General features: G+C 41.5%; 18 protein-coding genes. 3 read left to right on the top strand and 15 right to left on the bottom strand.

Annotated elements, in window-relative coordinates; translation table 11 throughout:
• Positions 1–56: 56 nt before the first annotated feature.
• From BUC20_RS01645 to BUC20_RS01635, 3 genes are all read right to left on the bottom strand, one after another.
• The gene (locus BUC20_RS01645) at positions 57–1,244 is read right to left on the bottom strand and encodes a FecR family protein (protein ID WP_073226569.1); all 1,188 of its coding nucleotides are present in this window, start codon (positions 1,242–1,244) and stop codon (positions 57–59) included.
• 121 nt (positions 1,245–1,365) lie between these two features.
• On the bottom strand, positions 1,366–1,956 hold the full coding sequence (locus BUC20_RS01640) for an RNA polymerase sigma-70 factor (RefSeq protein WP_073226566.1): 591 nt from the start codon (positions 1,954–1,956) through the stop codon (positions 1,366–1,368).
• A gap of 170 nt (positions 1,957–2,126) precedes the next feature.
• Positions 2,127–3,536, bottom strand: coding sequence for an alpha-L-fucosidase (locus BUC20_RS01635; RefSeq protein WP_073226563.1), 1,410 nt, complete (start codon positions 3,534–3,536; stop codon positions 2,127–2,129).
• A gap of 306 nt (positions 3,537–3,842) precedes the next feature.
• Between BUC20_RS01635 and BUC20_RS01630 the strand changes: the two genes are divergently transcribed.
• Positions 3,843–4,511: a hypothetical protein gene (locus BUC20_RS01630; RefSeq protein WP_073226560.1), complete on the top strand. Its 669-nt coding sequence runs from the start codon at positions 3,843–3,845 to the stop codon at positions 4,509–4,511.
• 12 nt (positions 4,512–4,523) lie between these two features.
• On the opposite strand, the gene BUC20_RS01625 is transcribed toward BUC20_RS01630, so the two are convergent.
• The 3 genes from BUC20_RS01625 to BUC20_RS01615 all read right to left on the bottom strand — a co-directional run bounded on the left by BUC20_RS01625 (position 4,524) and on the right by BUC20_RS01615 (position 8,776).
• Complete coding sequence (locus BUC20_RS01625; RefSeq protein ID WP_073226557.1) at positions 4,524–5,135, bottom strand: YdeI/OmpD-associated family protein; 612 nt, start codon at positions 5,133–5,135, stop codon at positions 4,524–4,526.
• A gap of 229 nt (positions 5,136–5,364) precedes the next feature.
• The gene (locus tag BUC20_RS01620) at positions 5,365–8,232 is read right to left on the bottom strand and encodes a glycoside hydrolase family 2 TIM barrel-domain containing protein (RefSeq protein ID WP_084528447.1); all 2,868 of its coding nucleotides are present in this window, start codon (positions 8,230–8,232) and stop codon (positions 5,365–5,367) included.
• A 247-nt stretch (positions 8,233–8,479) separates the two neighbouring features.
• Positions 8,480–8,776: a hypothetical protein gene (locus BUC20_RS01615; protein ID WP_143166668.1), complete on the bottom strand. Its 297-nt coding sequence runs from the start codon at positions 8,774–8,776 to the stop codon at positions 8,480–8,482.
• A 148-nt stretch (positions 8,777–8,924) separates the two neighbouring features.
• Between BUC20_RS01615 and BUC20_RS01610 the strand changes: the two genes are divergently transcribed.
• Entirely contained in the window at positions 8,925–9,560 is a 636-nt protein-coding gene (locus tag BUC20_RS01610) for an MgtC/SapB family protein (RefSeq protein ID WP_073226551.1), read from the top strand.
• 3 nt (positions 9,561–9,563) lie between these two features.
• Here BUC20_RS01610 and BUC20_RS33520 read toward each other — a convergent pair whose 3' ends face one another.
• Positions 9,564–11,975, bottom strand: a complete 2,412-nt coding sequence (locus BUC20_RS33520) for a PAS domain-containing protein (RefSeq protein ID WP_084528446.1) — start codon at positions 11,973–11,975, stop codon at positions 9,564–9,566.
• A gap of 284 nt (positions 11,976–12,259) precedes the next feature.
• Here BUC20_RS33520 and BUC20_RS01580 point away from each other — a divergent pair, with 284 nt between their 5' ends.
• Positions 12,260–13,813 (top strand): S8 family peptidase, encoded by a 1,554-nt coding sequence (locus BUC20_RS01580; RefSeq protein ID WP_159441031.1) that lies wholly within the window; start codon positions 12,260–12,262, stop codon positions 13,811–13,813.
• A 59-nt stretch (positions 13,814–13,872) separates the two neighbouring features.
• Here the strand turns inward: BUC20_RS01580 and BUC20_RS01575 are convergent, their stop codons facing one another.
• From BUC20_RS01575 to BUC20_RS01540, 8 genes are all read right to left on the bottom strand, one after another.
• Entirely contained in the window at positions 13,873–15,879 is a 2,007-nt protein-coding gene (locus tag BUC20_RS01575; RefSeq protein WP_200800870.1) for a S9 family peptidase, read from the bottom strand.
• Between the two features lie 183 nt (positions 15,880–16,062).
• On the bottom strand, positions 16,063–16,464 hold the full coding sequence (locus BUC20_RS01570) for a hypothetical protein (RefSeq protein WP_073226545.1): 402 nt from the start codon (positions 16,462–16,464) through the stop codon (positions 16,063–16,065).
• Positions 16,465–16,484: 20 nt separating this feature from the next.
• Complete coding sequence (locus tag BUC20_RS01565; RefSeq protein WP_073226543.1) at positions 16,485–17,237, bottom strand: LytR/AlgR family response regulator transcription factor; 753 nt, start codon at positions 17,235–17,237, stop codon at positions 16,485–16,487.
• A 5-nt stretch (positions 17,238–17,242) separates the two neighbouring features.
• On the bottom strand, positions 17,243–18,280 hold the full coding sequence (locus BUC20_RS01560) for a sensor histidine kinase (RefSeq protein ID WP_073226540.1): 1,038 nt from the start codon (positions 18,278–18,280) through the stop codon (positions 17,243–17,245).
• A gap of 161 nt (positions 18,281–18,441) precedes the next feature.
• A complete protein-coding gene (locus BUC20_RS01555; protein ID WP_143166665.1) occupies positions 18,442–19,500 on the bottom strand; it encodes a hypothetical protein in 1,059 nt (352 codons plus the stop codon).
• A gap of 71 nt (positions 19,501–19,571) precedes the next feature.
• Positions 19,572–20,450 carry an AraC family transcriptional regulator gene (locus tag BUC20_RS01550; protein WP_073226535.1) on the bottom strand — a complete coding sequence of 293 codons (879 nt, stop codon included), beginning with the start codon at positions 20,448–20,450 and terminating at the stop codon, positions 19,572–19,574.
• A gap of 227 nt (positions 20,451–20,677) precedes the next feature.
• Positions 20,678–21,511 (bottom strand): SDR family NAD(P)-dependent oxidoreductase, encoded by an 834-nt coding sequence (locus BUC20_RS01545; protein ID WP_073226532.1) that lies wholly within the window; start codon positions 21,509–21,511, stop codon positions 20,678–20,680.
• 71 nt (positions 21,512–21,582) lie between these two features.
• A complete protein-coding gene (locus BUC20_RS01540; protein ID WP_073226529.1) occupies positions 21,583–22,485 on the bottom strand; it encodes a helix-turn-helix domain-containing protein in 903 nt (300 codons plus the stop codon).
• Between the last annotated feature and the right edge of the window lie 149 nt (positions 22,486–22,634).

Raw genomic sequence — 22,634 nt, 5'->3', positions numbered from 1 at the left:
CGGGAGCGCTCGTAACGTTCCCGGTTTTTATTAAAAACTGTTTGTGCTTTTATGGGTTACAACATCACAAACACCCTCCTTCCTTCGATTTTAAATTTGGCTACCCCTGTAGATTCCAGGGTTTTAAGCAATGATTCAATTTTTTCCGTTCTGGAGACAGTCCCCCAAAGCGCTTTATCTTTCACCTGGCCCTGATAAACAATCTCTACATCATACCATCTGGATATTTTATTCATTGCGGTAAAGAGGTTCTCATTATCGAACACAAAGAGGCCCTCTTTCCAGGCGATGGCATCAGCCACTTCCGCATTGTACACCTTAATTTCATTTGAATTTTTGTCCAGGGCGGATTCCTGTCCCGGTTTCAGGATGAAGGATTTATCCGATCCTTCGCTCATTACTTTTACTTTTCCTTCTGCTAAGGAGGTTTTTACAAAAGCCTCATTGTCATAAGCATTAATATTAAACTTAGTACCAAGTACCTGTACCACCTGGGTGGCTGTTCTCACATTAAAGTCCCAGTTTTTACCCTGGTATCTGGCAACTTCAAAATAGGCCTCTCCCTTTAACTCTACCTTTCTTGAAGCGGAAGAAAAAGTGGAAGGGAATTTCAGTTCCGAACCGGAGTTGAGCCATACCGTTGTTCCATCAGGCAAAACAATACGGTATTGTCCTCCTTTTGGGGTTTTCAGCATGTTCATGGAGGCTGGTTTTTCTGCATTCTCATTGCTTTGGCTATAAACCAGACCTGCATCCGAGACCGATTTGATCCCAGAATGTAAGGCCAGCAGGGTTGCCGTCTTCAGGGTACTGTCCAGTACAATTTCTTTACCATCTGCCATCACCAGAACCGCTTTATTTTCTCCGGGTTTGATAGGACTGGCAGCAATTAAGAGCGCTTTCTCCTGCCTCGTCTGGACGTAGAAAAAGGTCGCGATGCCAACCACCAGTAAAATTGCTGCCGCAACAGCATAACGGTAAAATGCTTTTAAACGATTTGTACTTTTTAAACGATTCCGGCTTTGTTCAGGTTTGTCAAAAGAAATGGCAGTAGCGATCCGGCTATTCCAATCCTCAAAGGGAACCTGCTCCGTACGATCCAAATCAATAAATCCGGTGATGATTTCTTCAAACTCCGTTTCGGGAGTCGTTTCAATAACCTGCAGCAACTCATTCTGTTCGTTCTGAGTCAGTGTTTTATTGAGGAAGCCATTAAATAAATACTTTATTCTCTGCTTATCCATTGTTATTTAATTGATGTAAACAGCCTGAATAACAAGCTGAAGAAGGTCAGATATCTGGTTTTTAAGGTCAAGAATCCTCAGCAGCGATTTAGGACTAATCAAAAATTAAAAAAAAATGTAATCAGCTCAATAACAGCACGATAAAAACATAAGAAGCATAGCCGTAGGTGGTCAGGTGGTTACGGATAAACTTTAAAGCGGTAACCAGGGTATTTTTAACCGTACTGGGAGACAGGTTAAGTTGTTCGCTGATTTCGTCTATAGACAGCTCTTCGCCCCTGCTTAAATTGAAGATCTTTCTGCGCTGTTCGGGCAGCAATTCTACCGCTTCCGCTACGATCCTTTTCAGTTCATTGAGGTCTACTGTTTTATCGATGTCATTGTCGGAGGTTATGGTAGTATGCTGAAAATGAAGGTTAGCCCGTTCCCTTACCAGCCTTTTCTTTACGTAAGACAATCCTTCATTCACTACAAATTTATACAGCCAGCTTTTCAGGTTTTCCACCTCTGCTAATTTGTCCCTGTGAAGCCAGACCCGGAGAAAAACGTTTTGAATGATCTCTTCGGCTTCTATGGAATTGTAAGACAGCTTTTTTGCGAAAGACAGCAATGCAGGGCTATACTCATAAAATATATGAGCGAATGCATTTTCATCTCCTTCGGAAGCGCTTAAAATAAGTTGTTGATAATTGCTTAAAGATTGTTTCCCCATTTGTTCATACCACTCCGTAAATCTGGTATAGTCACAAATGTATTTAAATTTAATTACTTAAATCACCTCCATTTAATTCTGGAAAACAGCAGGATAAAGCTTCAAAACAGCTACAAAAAAGCCCGCAGCAGTTCAGCATGCGGGCGATTGGATTTTATATTCCTGTCCTATTATATTTCTGGTTCATTATAAACCTGAAACTCGTTTACGGAGGGTGGCGAATCAGAACTTTGTATGGTGATTTTCACCTTATCTCCTTTTAGTGGTTTAAACCGGTGCATTTTAAGGCGTTTGTAGTTCTCGCCTTCAAATATCGTTTTCCAGCCTTTGCCATCGTGGTATTCAAGTTTGTACTTCCTGATATTGGGCTTAGCCTCAAAAATGACAACTGCATTAAATTGCTGGTTGGCTTTCAGATCCACCGCATACCAAAATTCTTTTGCCATAGGGTTTGCCTGCCATGCCGAGCCAAAATTATCGTCGTTACCATAATCCATGATTGCAGCATCTTCACTCCAGCTTGAATTTGCTACTGCAAATTTGGCCAGGTTATGAGCAATCACTGGTGCTCCCGTTTCATTGATTTTGGCCACAGGTCCTTTATTTTCCCATAGTTTACCTATTTCTTTCAATGCTGCTATGGCATTATCGTCAAACAAACCGTCGCGGTTTGGGGCGGCATTCAGTATAAAATTACAATTGGCATTGTTAAGTGGGATCAATGTTTCGTTAACCAGTTTATTCACCTCGCGCACAGGCACCGTTGGGAAATCTGTTTTCCAGAACCAGGAGCTGTTTAATGGCAAACAAGCCAGGGCCGGCATCTTATTCGTCTCTTTAGATACGTGCTGCCCGGCCCCCATCTCATAGGTTTTTATGTCCGTATAATACAGACCATCGGCGGGGTATTTAGCACCGTTCAGGTCCATGATCAGGCAATTGGGCTGTAGCTTTTTTACTAGCTTGTACACCTCTTCAAAAGGGATATCATCATAACTGATGCGCGACCAGGGGGCATCCCAACCATCAATAATCAGCGCTTCTACCGGACCATAATTAGTCAGCAACTCCGTGATTTGCTGTTTCACCATTTCGATATGTTTAGGCTTAATGGCATTAGGGCGAAGCTTATGATGGATGTCCAGTATCGAATAATACAACATTACTTTTAAGCCCTCAGCTCTGAAAGCCTCCACATACTCCTTCACCACATCTCTTTTCAAGGGGCCATTCATTACGCCATAATCTGTAGTTTTTGTATCCCATAAACAAAAGCCATTATGGTGTTTGGTGGTTAAACAACCGTAAGTCATCTTTGCAGATTTTGCCGCTTTTGCCCATTGTGGACAATCCAGTTTTCTGGGGTTAAAGATGGCTCCCGGAGCTTCCGGATCAGGCCAGTCGGCATTCGTATAGGTTCCAATGCCAAAATGAATAAACATGCCGAACCGCAGGTCAACAAACTGTTGCTGTAATTGAGAAAGCGGCTTAGCGGTATATGATGTTTGCGCTGTTTGTGCCTGAACACCAAACACACCTGATACAAGGACGGATAGCAGATAAAATAACTTCTTTTGCATGTATAACTATTGTTGAGTGCCCGGCTGATTTACCATGAACCAGGCTTCTGTTTAATTTTTCTTTTGAAAAACTAAAGCTAGCGACTGAGCTATTGTTTCACAATGAACAATACAGCGGTTCTACTGGATTATTCTATTACAAATAATACGATTTATTAACTATGGTAGTATCCTTCAAGCATTCCTGCGAGGTTCAAAAACACCTTATGTTAGCCAACATAATTTTTTTTTTTTGGTGGTATTAAAAATATGATGGTTTTATTTTTCACAAAAAGGAGAATGCTATCAAAAATTAGCTAATATTAGATGAAAAAAGGTTTTTATAAATACGCCAATGAGTTATGGATAATGGACACTTTAAATAAATATCAGCAAGAATTAAATAAACTTCTTTATTTAAAAAATCGGAAACCTGAAAAATTTCGCTTTTCTACCATCCTCTTATTCAGAGAGTACCAAACCAGGTTGTTTACCTGGAAGAAGGCTTTAAACTTAGATAATCTTTCTATGTTTAATAGAGACAAACAGTTTCATAATCTGTTTATTGACTTAGCCCCCGATTGGCTTGAAGAGCTTATAACTGAACAGAAAGTTGTAGAAGATTTAAAAAGCGAGGGTTTTGATTATGTAAAATTTACCCACAGACATTATGACGGTTTTTTTGTTTCAATGTTTTTAAATTGGGAATTATTTAAGGATAAACCTGAAATACAACTTTACTCCATCTTACCTCATCCATATGAACCTGTGTGTAAGATCTTCAGCAGAGGAGGAACTATTGCTAACATCCATAGCGCATTTGAAATAGATCGAGACGAAACCTATAGAAAGCATAATAATAATTTTAAACTCCCCTCTTTAAATGATGATTTCTTAACCTATATAGATCATCATGTTACTGATTTCCCCAATCAGGAACTTGTTAATCAATTATGGGAAAAATTCAGGCGAATGAATCCAAATGCCCTATACTAAAAATAAATGCTCCTACTTCTGATACTGCCAAAACCGTCCTTTTCCTTCTGCTATCCATTCTAAAGATTGTTCAATTCTCTTTTGCCTGGTAGCGTCGGTTTTTGCGTCAGTAATCCAGACCAGGTATTCTTTCCTAAAAGAAGGAGATTTACTTTCAAAGATTTCTTTCGCCAGGGCATGAGCTTCCAGCTTTTCACTAAAATAATCCGGTACCTCAATTACTTTTGGTTCTGCAGCTACCGGCCTTGACTTTTTCAGTCCCTTTTCATTTAAAACCATCGCTTCTTTGATATAAGCGGCTAATGTTTCTTTTTCCGGCAAATCTGATAAAGATTTAATTTTATCCATGTAACCCATCTTTTTCCCGGCTTTTACACTTTCTATCAGCTTCTTATCACTCATCAGCTCTGCTTTATAAAGACTAAATGAACAATGATTTTTATAGGCAGCAAGGATGCACATCATATCTCCTTTATAATCGAAATGTGGATACCCCCATTTCATGGTTTCTTCAACTTCAGGGCACATTTCATGAATTAACTCCCGTAAATGTGTTAGAATTGGTTTTGCAAAATCTGCGGATCCTGCTATGTATTCATCAAACTGTGGATTGAACTGTGGCATTTTAGTAAGGTCTGTTTATTGATCAGGAATTTACAAATCTATTTTTATAAATAAAACAGAAAACTCTTGATTATCCTACATATAAATTAGGCTACAGACCAACCATTTTTAAAAAAAATGGTCTTGCTGGTTAAAAAAAACTCATGTCTCATCCTGATATGGATGCCGTTTTTAAGGAAGAATTTGGTTGAGAAACTATACTTCATGGAGTTAGAAACTCAATAGCAGGTTATTCCACCTCATTATACAATTGCCGGATCTTTTCAATATCCACGGTATTTCCGGGATTAAATTGAGTTCCACCCATGTATTTCTCCAGGCTGTAGCGCAGTTGACGGGCTTCGGGGCGTTTATCCTGATCCGTCAGCAGGTCTATTGCCGAAACCAGCAATTTTCCTTTTCCAACATTACATTCAAAGACCAGGCCCAGGGGACGTGCAGTTACCCAGTCGTCAATCACCCTTACAATTGGCTTCAGGTCTTTCGCAACAGCATTCAGCTTAATTACGCTTGAATGGGTCATGGCATCCCACCATTGCCAATTGCTATGGTACTGACTGGGGAACTCTGCCAATGCAGGATGTTTTGGATCACACAGGATTCCCATAGTTGTTGGGGCCTGACCGCTTGTCCACGCCGTATTCCAGAATATGGTGGAAAATCCACTTTTGATATCTCCTCCCATCTCTGGCTTAACTGATCCTTTTTTTAAGCTGAGTAACACCTTACCTCCCTGGTTCAGTGTTTCTATGGCCTGCGCATTTAAGGTCTGACTTAACATGATGCCTTCGGATATCTCCGGTAATTTTTCCGGATAAATAAATAAGTCCCATGTATTTGTACGGCTTCCTATCGTTGCTTTTAAAATCACGCGCTGCGCTTTTTTGATGGATCCAAGCGACTGCCTGATCGTTCCCAGATTTATTGCATTCCCGTTGGGAATAATGTCATTTTTAAGGCTTCCGTTAAACATCCGGATTCCATCTTCAGATTCAATGCTCCAGGTTGCGATATCTTTAATCGGAGCATCCCCAAAATTGGCGATTTCTATTGGAACAATTAATTCTTCATTATTTATGTAAACCATCTTCGGCAGCTTTGCCAAAAGCACTACAGGTGCACAGAATTGAGCATATTCAGCAGCGGAAATATATGGCTTCGGCTCCCAGAATGCGTCTAAAACACCCACAAGTGCTGTTCCCTGACCAGGGAAATCACTTAAACCCAACAACTGAAAACCAGCAAAGCCAGGAGTACGCAATGCCGCTTCAATATCAGCCTTATAACACAGCGACTGGAGTTTTCCTGAAGCCATAAAAAAGCTATCCGCTAACATTTCAAGCCCGTTTTCCTGCAGTTTGTCTCTAAAAATCTCAAAGTTCTTCGCTTTCAGGATCCCATCGTATTTTTTAATTTCCTTAAAATCAGGGTATACACACCACTGGCCAATTTCATGGCTAACGGTGGGCTGTTTCCATTTTGAGATGATGTTTGTAAAATCGTAATCCGATCTGGGTGCCTGCCCGTTGATGATGCTATTCAGTCCCTGCCCCCAGCCCTGAATTCTCGGTTCCGGCATATTGTTAAAATCACTGACTTCGTTTTGTGGCCAGCCTGCAGCTGTCGTATACATTCTGCGCGAATCTTTTGCCTTCCAATAATTAACAAAGTCGACCAGAAATTTAACCATTCCTTTTCCTGATGGTTCATTTCCATAAGTCATCATTACAAATGAAGGATGATTTCCGTAGGCTTTGACCATTTTTTCGCTTTCTTCATAAATATACTTGTCCAGGGGCATACCATCACCAATTAATGCCCCATTGCTGTCATTCGCCCATGCAGCACATTCAACCTGCAAAAATAACCCCAGCCGATCTGCTGCAGTAAAAGCTGCTTCCGGCGGACACCAGGAATGAAACCGGACGTGGTTTAAGCCATGCGCCTTTACCGTAGTAAAAATCTTCGTCCAGCTGGCTACATCAGTTGGAGGATAGCCGGTTTTAGGAAAAGAAGCACAATCCAGTGCACCCCTTAAAAAGCTAAGCTTGCCATTGATCGTGAACTGCGTACCTTTAGCTTTGAATTCACGCATGCCAAAAGAGATACTTTTACGATCTGTCTCTCGGTTTTGCTGATCAAGACTGACCTGCATTTTATATAAGTTGGGCTGAAATTCATTCCATAGTAACGGGTTCTCTCCCATAGGATAAACTGCCTCAATCGTTTCTTCTTTTTCTGAAAGCACCAGTTTCTTTGTGAGGGATTTCCCCTTCATTGACCCCGGTCTTTCAATGGCAGCCGATAAATCTAAGGATACTTCTGCCGGATTGCCAGTGGTATTGGTCAGACGGGCCTTTACCAGTACCTGTTTCTTTATAATATCAGGATAAAGCTGCACATCAGAGATAAAAACCTTTGGTCTGGCCCTGAGACTCAATTCTCCTATCATTCCATTCCAGTTGGTCTGGGTATGATCGCTCACACTATGTGCATTATCCCCCATGTTAACCGTCTTTATCCGGTTGTCTATCCGTATTGTTAACCGGTGTTTTCCTGGTTGTAATTTACTCCCGATATCAAATAGTTGTGCCGTTCCCAGACTGTTCTCTACCCCAATCTGTACATCATCCAACCAAACTGTCGTTTCCCAATGGCTTCTTTCGATAAACAGCTGTATAAATTTGTTCTTCCAGGAATGAGGGATATGGATTGTTTTCTGGTACCATGCGGCACCCTTATAATACTTCTCAGGTTGCAGCCAGAAGGGAATTTTAATATTTCCAGGTTGCCTGTACTTCTTATATTCATCTTTCTTAAACCAGGATTGGTCAATGATCTGTCCTGTCCAGGAAGTATTTACCCCAATTTCGTTGCCCTTCCCATTTGTAGTCATTGATCCCGGAAGCTTAACCTGCTCGGTTAACTTCTGATTGTACCACTTGCCTGTAACTCCTTTGTCAAGAGAATCGATTTGAAAAGCCCAAATGCCTGAAAGGTTAATTTGCTCTTGATTTTTAGACTGTCCTGTAGCTGTTAACACAAAGAAAGCTACAATTAAAAGCGATTGACCTAATTGTAAAAGGATCTTTTTCATATACGTGGTGGTTTTAATACCAAACTTATTGACTAAAAACGCTCAGTACAATGGACAATTTCCCGTAAATAATGGACTTTTTTTAAAGCAATGCTTTACTCTTTTCTCTTTTCGAAAATCTCAAAAAGTTCAATAAATTTCGTCTGTAGTCGTTTACCTGGTATTACATATTATACTTTACTACATGGTGATTTGGGTGGGTTTATGCCTTTCCACACAAACCCGTCTTTGAGGAGATTGTCATTTCTCAGTGCCATCTGGCCGTAGACACATTATTGTAGAAAAACTCTAAGTGCGCTGAACTTATATATTTGTTCCCGAATAAATGGTCCAGGATTTCCTCTGCGATCTTCTGATCGGCTGCACAGCCAGTTGCCTCAGCGAGGACAAGCAGGGCTTCATAAATGACTGTTTGATCATCTCCAGCATCCATGATCAACTTCTGCAGTTTAATTTTTATCGCTTTATTGAACTCATCATCAGACTCTTCAGAATCAAAGACCATTTGATGATAGTCCAGTATTTCATTTTTTATGCTTTCCATATCTCCCATAAGATTCAATTTATAAATTTGTATCGTCTTTTCACCTCCATCAGGCAAACCATATCCAAAAAATATATAGCATCGATCAGGCAAACAAAACCGACCAATAACGGTTTGTAATAACAAATAATAACTTACAGATTAATTTATGGATTTTACAGTAGAACTCGAGGATATGGTTGCGATGATTGTTTCTATCATATGTGGAGGAGCAATAGGCTTTGAGCGGGAATATAAAAATAAGTCTGCCGGTTTTCGTACCATCATCCTGATTTCCCTGGGTTCTACCATTTTCACCATAGTTTCCCAGCATGGAGCCGGAACTGACGACCGGATTTCGGCAAACATCATCACGGGTATCGGTTTTATCGGCGCAGGCGTGATTTTTAAAGACAAAATTTCTGTCCGGGGATTGACCACAGCCGCTGTAATCTGGACTTCTGCTGCAATTGGCATGACCACCGGAATCGGTTATCATGCCTTAGCGTTATGCCTTACCATCATCACCCTTGGTGTCCTGTTAATGGTAACCCGGGTGGAGCGGATGATTGCTCAACTCCAAAAGGAACAGCTTTTAAGCGTAACCTTCCGTGATCCTGACTTTGATCAGATTCCGGAACTGGAGAACACTTTAAAAACAAAAGGCCTTTCTATGGAGCGGTTGGAAATCGCTAAAGAAAACAACCATTTAATGGTCATGTTCAAAGTATCCGGTAAAAAAAAGTATTTGGTGGAAATGAGTGAGACGCTCGCTACCCGGCCAGAAATTTTAAGTTTTACTTAGCGATCATTTACTGAGTAAGGGAAGACTGAAAGTAAATATAGATCCGGATCCAAAATCACTTTTCGCAGATATTTCACCCTTATGTCGCTGAATGATTTCTCTGCAAAGGTACAGGCCTATGCCAAAGCCGGAAATAGAGAACATCTGACTTCCTTCAACCCGGTAATAACGGTCAAAGATTTGTGAGAGATCCGCAGATTTGATCCCCATCCCCTTATCTTTCACACTCACATTTACCATTCCTTTGTTTTCAAAGCAGGATACCCTGATGCTGGTTCCGGCTGGCGAATATTTAACCGCATTGCTGATTAAATTGTGAATCACCTGCCCAATTTTGTCCCTGTCGGCATTGACCATCATCGTTTCGACCGGATCGAAAATCACATCATGACTGGAAATCGTTGTCTTTGATTCCTCCTCCGCTTCTTCAATCAGTCCGGCCAGATCAAATTCCTGAATTTCCATATAAATCTTACCGGATTCAAGCCTTGAGACATTTAAGAAGCTGTTGACCATAGCCGTCATTTTCCCTACCTGGCTACTTGCTTTTTCCAGCATACCAGCATTAAGGCCGTTGTTTTGTGGATTTACTTTTTGCAGCATCTGGATGTAGCCTTTCATTGAAGTCAGCGGCGTTTTCAGCTCGTGACTCACCATCCCGATAAAATCGTTCTTTCGCAGCTCATCCATTTTTTGCTCAGTGATGTCCATCACTACCCCTGTAAAAGCGGAAAAAGCACCCGAGGGATCTGTTTTCAAATTTCCAATTGCGCGAAGCCAGCGAAGACGCTGATCATGCAATCCTATGACCGGATAGGTTACATCATAATCCCCGTTATTGTAAATCGCATTTTCAAGCTTGTTCGCAACAAACTCACGATATTCATCGGTAATCTGCGCGAGCGCCTGTTCAATGGAAAGATCTTCATCGGGATAGTATCCGAATAATTCTTTCAAACGGGCATCAGTGATAAATTCCCGGGTCACAGAATGAATGAACCAGGTGCCAAAATTAGCGCCATCAATCGCTAAGCGCAGGGCCACCTCCGCTTCTTCGATCTTTTGCCGGGCTTCCATTAACTGCTCGTTTACCATAGCCAATTCGTCATTGGTCGCAGTAAGTTCTTCATTAAAAGCTGCCTGCTCTTCATTTGCAGCCAGTAGTTCCTCGTTAATGGCCTGTAATTCCTCACTACTTTGCGCTAGCGCCCGCTCCATTTGCTCACGGTCGGTAACGTCTCTTGTCGTTCCTGCCACCGCTTCTACTTCCCCGGCTTCATTGAGTACAGGGATCAAAATATAGTCGTAAATCCTCTTTCCCAGAACTGCATGCGGAAAGGCAACTTCACCGCGCACAGATTCCTTTGTCGCTTTGATATGATCGATTTCACGTTCGTGCATTGCCGCGTGCCATTCTTCGTAACCATTTTCCCGTAGACCTTTCCCGATAGCGGTATCCCAGGTCTTACCCCACATGGCCAGCAACGCAGCGTTCGCATAGGTAAAACGATACTCAAGATCCCATACATACATCAGATCCGGCGTACCGGAAGTGATCGTTTCGTAAACCCTTCTTTGGCGGTCTGTCTGTTCCCTCGCTGTCCTGAGTTCCTCCTGCACCCGCATCATATCGGTTACTTCAAACACCATGTTTACGATACCATCAATGTCATTGTTTTCATCACGCCTGGCCTGGAAACTAAAACTAAAATACCGGTCTTGTATTGGTCCACCCTCATATGCTGAAACCGGAATCATCACTTCGTTCATTTCGCAGGGTTCGCCTTCATGATAAACTTTTAATAACATTTCTTGTATTGGCGAACCTACCAGTTCCGGAAGTACTTCGAAGATGGAGCGTCCCGAAAGCTCCCGGCCAGGTAAGATCTTCTGGTAGGCAGGATTGACAAGTTCATAAACCAGATCAGGACCGCCTAATACACAAATACCCGCAACAGCTTGCATAAAATAACTGTGGAGCCGGTCACGTTCACCTTTGAATGCATTTTTTGCAGCCTCCTCCTTTTGTCTTTCCACAACCTGTCTGGTATTTTCGAGAACCCATACCGCCACTTTTTTTACCTTGCCCTCCTTGTCCTTTACCGGGGCATAAACGAAAGTGACAAAGATCATTTCCGGTTTTTCATGACGAATCAACATGAGTTCAACTTCGTCCGCGTAATAAGGTTCACCAGTATGAACAACTCCAGCCAGGGCAGCCTCATAATAAGACCGGACTTCGGCAAACGCATCCCAGTAATACTGACCATAGATCACTTCGTAAGGTTTACCTGCAACCTCAAGGAATTTGTCGTTCACTATTTCGGCAACAAGCGTATCCGCATCTAATATGCATACACCGATCGGTGCGTTCAGTATCGTGTAATTAAAATCTTCCGCATCTGTAAAAAGCATAGGCAAATGAATTGATCTCCCGAAATAACCAACATCTATGGATTTTGTTTAGCAGCAAAGCGAAATAATCCTTATTAACTTATAATTTTGTGCGTTAAAGTATTAGTGCTAGATTTATCCCTGGCAAATCATTTATAAAAATGAGCTCCTCTACACATCTTAAAATGCAATTAAACACCCGCAATTTTTTAATAGCCTTCTTATCGTCTCTCCTTTTTTTATCTGCATGTAAAAAAACTGAAATCCCAGGCGAAATACCAAAACCATCGACCCCTTTTGTTCGCATGAGTCTGGACAGTGCAATTTTAGCAAATGACAGCTTTTTCGGAAGGCAACTTTCTGTTACTCTGGAGAATTTTCCAGAAAACACTTCAGATTTAGTAGAATGGCGTGTAGAAAATCCGCGTATTGCCCAGGTAACTACTGACGGAACTGTATGGCCCAAGGGAGCCGGAGTTACCTACGTTTTTGCAAAACTCGTTCATGGAAAAGGCGAGGCAAAATGCAAAATCATCGTCACAGATGGAAATGACTATAAATTCAGACTGGTATTAACCGATAAAGGAAAATCTGATTTTTCAATCGGTAGTCCTGAAGCCTTTCTTTCCAAAAAAGCTATTGAAAGGCGTAGAAAACGAAATATTCCTATTGACGAAAGCGACTTGCCCATATCTAAGGAATATCTTAAGACGATAACCGAAATCGGAGGTACCATTGTTGCCCGGAGCAAGTGGTTGAATACAGTAACGGTCACACTTCAGGATCAGTTTCTGATCGACAAGTACAAAGCTTTGCCCTTCGTAAAGGAGATCATCCTGGTATATGTGGGAAAAAGAAAACAAAATTCAGATGTACCCAAATATGTGGATAGACCACAGACAGGAAGTTTTAGTGATCCAGGCACATCAATTGATTATGGATCAGCAAAACTCAATATCAGTACTGTAAAGGGGGAAGTGCTGCATCAGCAAGGCTTCAGAGGTGCAGGAATGGATATCGCTGTTATTGACGCCGGCTTCTTACAGTTGAAAAACAATGCAGCTTTTAGTAACGTACACATTAAAGGAGCAAAATCTTTTGTGTATGAAAATGACGACCCATATGGTATCGATACACATGGCCTTTGGGTAACCTCATGCATGGCTGTGAACAAACCTGGAACTTACGTCGGCACTGCTCCGGAAGCAAATTATTGGCTACTGCGGACAGAAGATAGCGAAACAGAGTTTCCCGTGGAAGAGGATTACTGGACCAGCGCTATAGAATTTGCAGACAGTGTAGGCGTAGATTTAGTTAATTCTTCTCTCTCCTATAGTGACGGCTACTCCTATCTCACAAAAAGATATACCGAAAATGATATGGATGGTAAAACTGCTCTGGCAAGTAAGGCCGCAAATATGGCCTTCAAAAAAGGAATTTTCATTGTGAACTGTGCGGGGAACGAACAGAAATGGGTAGGTACTCCTGCTGATTCGCCGGGTGTTCTTACCTTAGGTTCGATCTATGAGAATGGCAAGGCGAGCTACTTTACATCCTGGGGCATGACAGCCGATGGCAGAATCAAGCCAGATGTAATGGCCATGGGTAGTTCTGCGAGTGTAATCAATACCTCCGGCATTGCGGAAAGCAGAAGCGGCACATCCTATGCGAGTCCAATCATGTGCGGATTAGTTGCCTGCTTATGGCAAGCCAATCCCACATTGACAAATCATGATTTATTGGAAATCATCCGTAAGTCCGCAGATCGGGCCAGCAAGCCGGAATTACCTTTTGGTTATGGCATCGCAGATATGAAAAAAGCAATGGAGCTGGCGAGCGCAAAAGGCCGCTCAAAATAATTAGCCATCAAAGACAAGATCCGGAAAGTAATGTTTCCGGATCCGTCCAAACGAACAGTCTATCTCAGATGTAGACCCCAAAAACCCACCATGGCCTTATAGAACACGATCTGGTTTTCTTCTCTGAGGAATCCATGTCCTTCGTCATATTTGACCATATAAGGCACATCAACTCCCCTCTTACGCAATGCCTCAACGATCTGATCAGACTCCAGAATGTTTACCCTTGGATCGTTCCCTCCCTGTACCACAAATAATGGGGATTTAATCTCATCCACATGGAATATCGGGGAAACATCTTTAGCGATTTGTGCTTCTTTTGGATCATCCAGATCATACCAGACATCTTCCACCATTTCTTTAAGGATTTTCCAGTATTCTGGAAAACCATCAAAGAAGGTGGCGATATTTGAAATGCCCACATAATCGACCCCTGCTTTGTAGAGGTTGGGTGATTTGATTAAGCCCATTAGCGTGGCATAACCACCATGGCTACCTCCGTAAATTCCGATTTTGTCCGGATCTACCCAACCCTGGGCTATTGAATATTGAACACCATCTTCGAGATCGTCCATGATTTTCCTTCCTGCCTGTTTAAAACCAGCCTTGTAGAACCCCGCACCATAACCGTTAGAAATGCGGAAGTTAATCTGCAAGGTCGCATAGCCCCTGCTGGCAAACAGTTGCGCCTCACGATTGAAACCCCAGGAATCACGTGTATTGTGTGGTCCACCATGCGGATTCACAATCGTTGGGACTTTCCCTCCATTTAAGGCCTCTTTTGGCAATGTGATGTAACCATGTAACGTTAAACCGTCCCTTGAGGTAAAGGTGATGGGACGCATGACTGCCATGTCCTCCTCTTTAAGCTGAGGCATGAGATCGTGGAGCAGTATTGCTTTTCCAGTCCTGGTATCGTAGCGATAAAATCCGCCGAACAGACGGTCGGAAGATACTTTTACCAAGTATTGTTTCTCATCATTAGTTTTACCGGTAATCTGAAACTCATAACCTCTGAACTGCTTTTCCAGGTTTTTATAGATAGTCTTAAAGTGCCTGCTCACAGGTTTGATTATACGTTTTTCTCCTTCATAAGTAAGATAATCAATTTCCCAGTTCCTTTCTCCAGACAGGGAGATCTCGGAAACATCATAATCTTTATTCGAGAAAATTTCTTTAATCACCTTGTTTTTCCGCATGTCAAATAAGACAATCCGGGCCTTATCCGAATCGACATTGGTCAGCACATAAGCATCATCCGGGTTCTTAGAAGCATAATTAAACGCTAAAACTGTAAACTTTCTGTACCAGCTTGCGGTATTCAACAGCTTAAAACCCACTGTTCCGACTGGCCTGTAAAAATACTGTACTTCTTTGCCGTTAAAAATCTGTGTAAATCCTCTAAGGTTTCCGTCCTTATCAAATTTAAAGTCGTTTATCGGATTTTTTGGATCTGCATTATCGTATAATTTGGTGGATTCACCTGTAATAATATTGACTCTGTATGGCTCAAAATACAGTTTATTGTCCTTGTTCATGAGCAGGATGATGGATTCCGGATTTTCAGGCAGGCGCTCAAGAATGCTCGCACGTACACCCTCATATGGGGTAAGGTCACGGTTATTGGCACCATCAATATCAACCGCATAAAGATGATAATTTTCATTACCAGCCTTGTCCATCAGGTATAAAAGACGGGTGTCCGTGGCCCAGCCGTATCCAATAATTACATTCTCTTTTTCTTCTATTGCAGGGGTGATTTTGCCGGTGCTCAGCTCTTTTATCATCACATGGCTCTTTCCTTTGTCATCTCGCTCTTTGAAAGAAAGGTAACGACCGTTGGGAGACAGCTCAAAATCGGAAGATATGGGGTTGGAAAAATAATCCTCCACCTGATATTTGTAATCTCCTGCGCCTGCATCAATCAGCTTTTGCAGGTCTTTTTCGCTCGATACAAGCGTGGGGTTTCCTGGCAGCGCATTTGTCTGCGCATGGGTAGTTCTTGTCATAGTAGTATGCATCGATAAAGTCAATAATAGTATAATTTCAATTCTCGTTTTCATCATGGTATTCCTTCTTCTACACCCAAAATGTTTCATCCCCGGCAACGATCAAACAGGCCAAAGCATTCCCTGGATCGCATTTAGGATTAAGCGACCTGGGTATTCTGGAATAAAAAAAGGAGAACCAGTTATATTGGGGATGAAAACATGGGAGGCCCTTTCGGGCAGGTACTGGTTAAGCGGGTTCTATTTGTATTTGATAAAAGTTGCCTGAACCTTTTTCACCTTCGTGTTCGTGGTGATCGAGCTACTGGAGTAGGTGTTGTTTTGTTTACCCTTATCTGTAGTCCCAAAATCGTTCTTGGTGCTACCGGTAACCTCTTCGGTCAACTTCATGATTACGCCGTCTGCTCCCTTGGTTTTACCAAGCTCGATCACTTTTTGCTGCAAAGCGTTCAGCGAACTGAATCCCTGGTCTACATCTGATGTACCCATCACTTCATATGTTTTTTTTACGTCTGCGGCATCGAGGTACATATCCACATTTTGTGTCGGGGTAAAGGTCTTGCCAAAATATGGCGTTGCGCAGGCTGATGCCAGGGCAATCATTAAAATTCCTGCTGATTTGATAAATGGTAGTTTTCTCATTTTTTTAATTGTATTATTTGTTATTGCTCCTGTTGTGGTAATTGGGCAGAGCCATCCCCGTTATTATTGGTAATTACTTTATCAGTCATCTGTTTCATAAAAGCATCCCGATAGGTCTGTCCGATAGGCACCTTTGTTGAGGTAAACTCCAACTGCAACATATTGCCATGAATCATCACAATATATGGGACTGCGATAATGAAAGATTTATGGATTCTGAAGAAACGGTCGCTGGCAAGTGTTTCTTTTAGTCTTCCTATATTCAGCAGTGTTGAGACCTCATCTCCCCCACGGGTATGGAAACATACATATTTCCCTTTTCCTTCAATATATAGGATATCTTCTATTTTGATCTTCAGCAATTTCCCTTTGTATTCCGTCTTTACCAGAATGAAATCATCGGCTTCTTTTTTCGCAGCAGATAACATCTCCTGAGCTCGTTGTACCGACTTTAGAAAACGTGGAAAAAAGATCGGTTTTAGAAGATAATCTACCACCTGATGGTCAAAGCCTTCCAGTGCATACTCTCTGAATGCAGTGGTTAAAATGACCTTGTACTTACTGTTGATCACCTGAAGAAACTCGATTCCAGACATATCAGGCATATGAATGTCCAGAAAGATCAGGTCTACTTCAATCGAATTTAACAGCTGCAATGCCACTACAGGGTTCATTGCAGTACCTGTCAGTTTCAGGAAGGGCGTCTGTTCGATGTGCAATGTCAACAGTTCGATTGCATGTGCTTCATCATCTATTACTATACAGTTGATCATATGGTCTAAAGGTTAATGGAGATTTCATTCATATAATAGTTTTCGTCTTCTTTAATGGTAAAAGATTGCCTGATTCCGTACATGAGCTGCAGACGCTGTTGCACATTATTCAGGCCTATCCCTGTTGAAGGTTCTTTAGGGCCTTTTTTCTTTTTATTACTGACACGGAAATAGATCCGGCTCCTGGTGGCCTTCAACTCTATGCTGATATGATTCTGTCCATCATTCATATCGCCATGTTTAAATGCGTTTTCTACCAGGGTCACCAGGGATAGGATCGGGATATGGGCCACACTGTCTTCTATATTCTCCTCATACTTTATCTTCAGTGTGTGGTTGAAGCGGATCTGGTTCATCTCTATCACCCTTTTCATCTGCTCCACCTCCAATGCCAGCGGCACTGTCCCAAGTTCATCCCAATCATCCAGCGCATAGGCCATGATTTCTGAAAGCAGGTTTACCGCCCGTGCTGCTTCAGGACTGGTTTTCACCGTTTTTGTGTAAATAAAACTCAGAGAATTGAACAGGAAGTGTGGGTTGATCTGATATTTGATTGCAGAAAGCTCTGCTTTGAGTTTTTCCTTTTCCAGCTCATCTTTATGCTTGCGCATTTCCTCAGCGTTGATCAGCGTTGCCAAAAAGATGGACACCAGTACCATGATCACATCTAGGCAGATTGCAGCTATGATAAAGGTATTTACAGAACTATTTCCAATTCCGGTTGGTGCAATATGGAAATTGTAGATATACTCGTATCCGGTAAGCAGTATAAAAAGCAGGACACATTTCAACATTGGCTTTTTCCAGATCCGGCTCTTTATCATCGGAATAGCCAGATGATAGATTAAAAGGTAATACACAATAGTCCCTTTAACAATCGAATGAACGAAATTGATATAGAGCTGACTACCCTGCCCAAACTGTGTGAGGGTGGTAGGCAGCCCCTGCAATACGACAAGAGACAGGAAAGCAATCACTGACCAGAGCGTGTAGATCATTAATATGGTGAGTATCTGCTTCCAGTGTTTTCTAATGTGCTGCATGTTTCTTTTTTCTTCTATAAATGTAGAGGTATTGGATCAATATCCTTTCTACGGTGCAATATTAGAAGATAAAGAGACCATGATGAAATTTAATACGCAAACAGTGGTATTAATGGCATGAACAGTGTGATTAGCGCAAATACATTGTTTATCTGTTCCTCTTAAAGCGTCTTCCTTTTAAAGAGTCCTGCTTTTAAGTCTGCACCAATTGAGCCCTCTGATAATTGGAGGTAATTTTTTTTGCTCTGATCTTTTTCAATTTGAACGGCACCTGTGGTCCGTATGTTTTTCATTTCCAGAAAATCGGTTGAAGTTGCATTGTTATCACTCAACGGACCACTTCCAAATCCTGCCAGATTGGTATAGTCTGTGAAAAGGCAATCAGAAGCTTTGTATCGGTTTGTACTTCCTTTTTCTCTTATCCAGACTGTGCTGCTATTGGCTATAATATTATGGTGAAATTCGAAATTGTCTCCATCTGTACTTTTTGTGGTCCAGACACCACTAAAATAGCCCCCATAAACAAGACAATAACGCATGGCGTTACGCCTGCCTCTCCCGTTTTCACTTTGCCAGAACACAACAGGAATCTTACAATTGAAAAAGACGCAATGGTCAATCACCAGACCATAGCCATTGGCAATTACCCCAACATGCAGTGGTAATACATCAACATTACCAGCAAACAGACATTGCGTGATGACAAGGTCGTCTAGTTTTTTGCCATCCCGCCAAATCGGATAGGAACGACGAAGATTCTGATCATCTATATAAGCATAGTCCGGACTCCCTGTAAATCTTAAGCCTTCAATTGTGACATGGTCAACTTCTGGTTGCAATCCTCTCGCCTCTTCTCCACCCACACCAGGTTTAAGAGGGACAGCGGTTACCACAACAGGCATTTTCTGAGGTGTCCAGCCCGGATCGTCCGGCATAATTTCCGCACAAATAACCAGACGACTTTCATCGGTATACTTGTTGTTTGTGAATACAACGGTTTCTGTTAACAGATGTATGCCCTCTGAGAGTGTGATGGTAGTTGAGCCCGGATGTTCGTTCACATTTACACGCTTTGCCGCTTCAGCGATGGTCTTTAAGGGCTGCTCCTTTGTTCCTGAATTTACATCATTGCCAATCCGGGGATTTATGTATAGTTGTTGTGCTGATGACACCATTGCTGTCGTAAGCAATAAAAGGAGGCCCAATAAGTTCTTGATCATGTTAGTTTTTTTTTTCAAAACTAGCGTTAGCCCATCTTCTAAAATGGTCATTTTGAACTATAAATGGTCAATTAAAGTTGGTCCTTATATTGTTGTGGTGTAGCGCCGGTAAGCTTTTTAAAAAAACGGTTAAAATTGGAGGGATCAGAAAAACCGAACTCATAGGTGATCTCTTTGGCAGACTTATTATAAAATAAGGCTTTCTTTATCTCCGAGATCAACTTCTGATGGATCATTTGCTGAGCAGAGAGTCCGCTGTATTGCTTGCAGAGCTTTCTAAGATTGCCAGGGCTGATATTCAGCATTTTTGTGTAACTGAGCATATCGTGATGGGCCCTAAACTCCTTTTCCAATAAAGCCCGGAACCTGTAAAAATCCGCATGTACAGAGGTGTCGCTTTGCAGATGATAGGTATTGGCGTAATAACGGTTCAGGACAACAAGCAACTGGTACAAAATAGCCCTTATTAAATGGCTACTGTCATTCTGAAGACCGGAAAACTCCTGTTCGATGGTATGCACCAGTTTCAGACATTGCGCAAAAGCTTTTTCCGGCATTTGCATTTCTGCGGGCCGGGAATATTGATGGAAATATTGAAACCTGTATAGAAACAAATGGTCTGAAAAAAACAGATGGAGAAATTCTTTTTCAAAGAATAAGGTATAGCCCTTTACCGGTTCTTCAATATCCCAATGCCGCACTTGTCCGGGACTGGTAAAAATGATGGTGCCTGGAGCAATCGTCATTTTGTGATCGTCCAATGAAAAAATCCCTTTTCCCTGCTCTATAAATAGAATTTCGTAAAAGCTGAGCTGATGTAAGGTGGGATCAAGCACATAGTGATTTAACACTTCTACCCGACCAATATCCAACAGCAGTTCCCGCCCATATTTATTGGGCAGAAAATGGTAAGTTTTGACCTTCGCCGTTTGTGCTTTTTCTTTTTTCATTTGAGACCTTAATCCGTTAAATAAATCAAAGATGTGTTTGTTGCCCTTTACACTTCAACACTCCGTTCCATTTCATCATTTATTTTTAGTATAAATTTGTGGTAAAAGTAATGCTTAAACTCCAAATTCATCAATTAACTTACCGACTAAAAGGAGAATAAAATAAATTAGACTACCTATGTTTAAAAACGCGGATTTGACTTAAGGATCATCATTATAACACATATTTAATCAAAATCAGTCGAGTAGCTTAGCAATTTCCATTCATCCAATTGACGATTAAGCAATTCTAATCTGGCCTTTGCACGGCCGAACGCATCACTACCAAGGAAGAGATCTACCGCAGGATTCTTACTATTCACCAGGCGAATAAACACCTCAGCAACCTTGTCTGGGTCACCTAACTGTTCGCCATCAATACGATTCATCTTTTCATGGAACTCCCTCAGATAATCATAATCTTCAATGCGTTTTTTATTGTAGACAATAGAGTCAGACTTTGCAAAGTTGGTTCTGAACCAGCCAGGCATTACATTGGCGACGTATATACCTAGCGGCTTCAAATCATTTGCCAGCGCGTTTGACAGGCCGCTTACTGCAAACTTAGCTGCTGAATACATAGACCAGCCTGTGCCTGGAGCAAAGCCCGCAATGGAGGAAATGTTGATGATAAAACCAGAGCCTTGCTTTCTCATATAAGGAAGGGCTTGTTGAATCACCCGTACAATAGCAAAGAAGTTAACTTCAAAATTTTCAGCTATTTCTTCTGTTGTCAGCTCTTCCAATGCTCCCCCCAGTCCATAACCTGCATTATTGATGACGACGTCTAATTTGCCAAATTTGTTAACGGTGTCTCTGAAGGAGTTTGCTACAGACGCTTCGCTTTTAAGATCCACAACCAACGGTAAGAAATTTTCCTGGTCACCAATAATTGAATCAAAAGCATTGACCTTTCGGGTAGTCGCTGCAACCTTATACCCCTTTATTAATAATTGTTTAACCAGCGACAAGCCTAAGCCTTTAGATGCGCCGGTAATAAACCATACCTTATTTCTATCCATAACTTTTTTTAACAAAATTATGGACGATAGGGTCATTAAAATTGTTTGATACGAACCATTAATTGTCAAATTCAAACCGATCTGAAGCTGAGCGGGGTGTTTTTTGTTCTTTTTTTAAAAAAGTGATTAAAATGAGCCGGATCTTCAAACCCAAGGGTGTAACCAATTTCTGCTACGCTCCAGTTGGTATGGCGCAACAGCATTTTAGCTTCACTGGTCAATCGTTCAAAAATATGATCTGTAGTTGTGCGTCCTGTGTTCTTCTTTATCGCACGGTTCAGGTAATTGACGTGAACTGCAAGGCGATCTGCAAATATCTTCGGTGAACGCAGTTCAAAGCGCTGGGCGGTTGATTCTATAGGAAACTGACGCTCCAGGAGTTCAACAAAAACAGCGGTAATTCGGGAACTTGCATCAGGATGTTGATAAACCTCTGGCGTAGGCTGAAGCTTCATTCCTAAATGAATCAACTCCATTATATAATTCTTTATCAGTTCATATTTATAGATGTAATTTCCATTAAACTCACTGATCATCTTTTCGAAGCACCTGTTTACTTCTTTATTATCCTCAAGCCCCAGTATAAATACCGGCCGTTCCGCAGGAGAAAACAAGGGAAGTTCGCTCAGATTCATTCCTTGATTTTTTAAAAACAATTCATCTTTAAAAACACAAAAAAAGCCATCTGTATCTATCCGAAGTGCATCATAAGTATAAGGCACCCGCGGATTAAAAAACAGCAAAGTGCTCCCTTTTATGGGAATACTTTTATTGCTGAAATGAAAGATATTTTCACCTTGAAACAGCATGATCTTATAAAAATCCCGACGGATATAGGTAGGAGATGAAGAATTAGACTTTATCTGATCCTTAATCCGGAACACATTGAACTGCCCGATATGAGTCGAATTTAACAGAGGTTGGTATAACTTATGTCTGTAAAACTCTTCAAGTGATTCTGTTGTCTTAGCCATAATGCGAGTTGCAAATTTCAATCTTTTCTGTGACAATACAAATTTCTACAGAAACGTCTTGCCTGGCCTCACCATACCTGCCTCCAATATAGCGACCAATTCTTCTTTGAGCCATGGATATATATTTGACCCTGATGGTAAGACATCTG

Source organism: Pedobacter caeni, from assembly GCF_900129215.1.
In the GTDB taxonomy this organism is placed as follows: domain Bacteria; phylum Bacteroidota; class Bacteroidia; order Sphingobacteriales; family Sphingobacteriaceae; genus Pedobacter; species Pedobacter caeni.
This window is presented reverse-complemented; position numbering and strand designations above follow the sequence as displayed.

What these genes read in the sequence shown, in the direction of transcription:
- BUC20_RS01615 (WP_143166668.1), bottom strand. Translation starts at nt 8,776, where the DNA reads ATGGAAAGCATAAAAAATGAAATACTGGACTATCATCAAATGGTCTTT.
- BUC20_RS01620 (WP_084528447.1), bottom strand. Translation starts at nt 8,232, where the DNA reads ATGAAAAAGATCCTTTTACAATTAGGTCAATCGCTTTTAATTGTAGCT.
- BUC20_RS01625 (WP_073226557.1), bottom strand. Translation starts at nt 5,135, where the DNA reads ATGCCACAGTTCAATCCACAGTTTGATGAATACATAGCAGGATCCGCA.
- BUC20_RS01555 (WP_143166665.1), bottom strand. Translation starts at nt 19,500, where the DNA reads ATGATCAAGAACTTATTGGGCCTCCTTTTATTGCTTACGACAGCAATG.
- BUC20_RS01560 (WP_073226540.1), bottom strand. Translation starts at nt 18,280, where the DNA reads ATGCAGCACATTAGAAAACACTGGAAGCAGATACTCACCATATTAATG.
- BUC20_RS01630 (WP_073226560.1), top strand. Translation starts at nt 3,843, where the DNA reads ATGAAAAAAGGTTTTTATAAATACGCCAATGAGTTATGGATAATGGAC.
- BUC20_RS01540 (WP_073226529.1), bottom strand. Translation starts at nt 22,485, where the DNA reads ATGGCTAAGACAACAGAATCACTTGAAGAGTTTTACAGACATAAGTTA.
- BUC20_RS33520 (WP_084528446.1), bottom strand. Translation starts at nt 11,975, where the DNA reads ATGCTTTTTACAGATGCGGAAGATTTTAATTACACGATACTGAACGCA.
- BUC20_RS01635 (WP_073226563.1), bottom strand. Translation starts at nt 3,536, where the DNA reads ATGCAAAAGAAGTTATTTTATCTGCTATCCGTCCTTGTATCAGGTGTG.
- BUC20_RS01580 (WP_159441031.1), top strand. Translation starts at nt 12,260, where the DNA reads ATGAGTCTGGACAGTGCAATTTTAGCAAATGACAGCTTTTTCGGAAGG.
- BUC20_RS01545 (WP_073226532.1), bottom strand. Translation starts at nt 21,511, where the DNA reads ATGGATAGAAATAAGGTATGGTTTATTACCGGCGCATCTAAAGGCTTA.
- BUC20_RS01640 (WP_073226566.1), bottom strand. Translation starts at nt 1,956, where the DNA reads ATGGGGAAACAATCTTTAAGCAATTATCAACAACTTATTTTAAGCGCT.
- BUC20_RS01565 (WP_073226543.1), bottom strand. Translation starts at nt 17,237, where the DNA reads ATGATCAACTGTATAGTAATAGATGATGAAGCACATGCAATCGAACTG.
- BUC20_RS01550 (WP_073226535.1), bottom strand. Translation starts at nt 20,450, where the DNA reads ATGAAAAAAGAAAAAGCACAAACGGCGAAGGTCAAAACTTACCATTTT.
- BUC20_RS01575 (WP_200800870.1), bottom strand. Translation starts at nt 15,879, where the DNA reads ATGATGAAAACGAGAATTGAAATTATACTATTATTGACTTTATCGATG.
- BUC20_RS01645 (WP_073226569.1), bottom strand. Translation starts at nt 1,244, where the DNA reads ATGGATAAGCAGAGAATAAAGTATTTATTTAATGGCTTCCTCAATAAA.
- BUC20_RS01610 (WP_073226551.1), top strand. Translation starts at nt 8,925, where the DNA reads ATGGATTTTACAGTAGAACTCGAGGATATGGTTGCGATGATTGTTTCT.
- BUC20_RS01570 (WP_073226545.1), bottom strand. Translation starts at nt 16,464, where the DNA reads ATGAGAAAACTACCATTTATCAAATCAGCAGGAATTTTAATGATTGCC.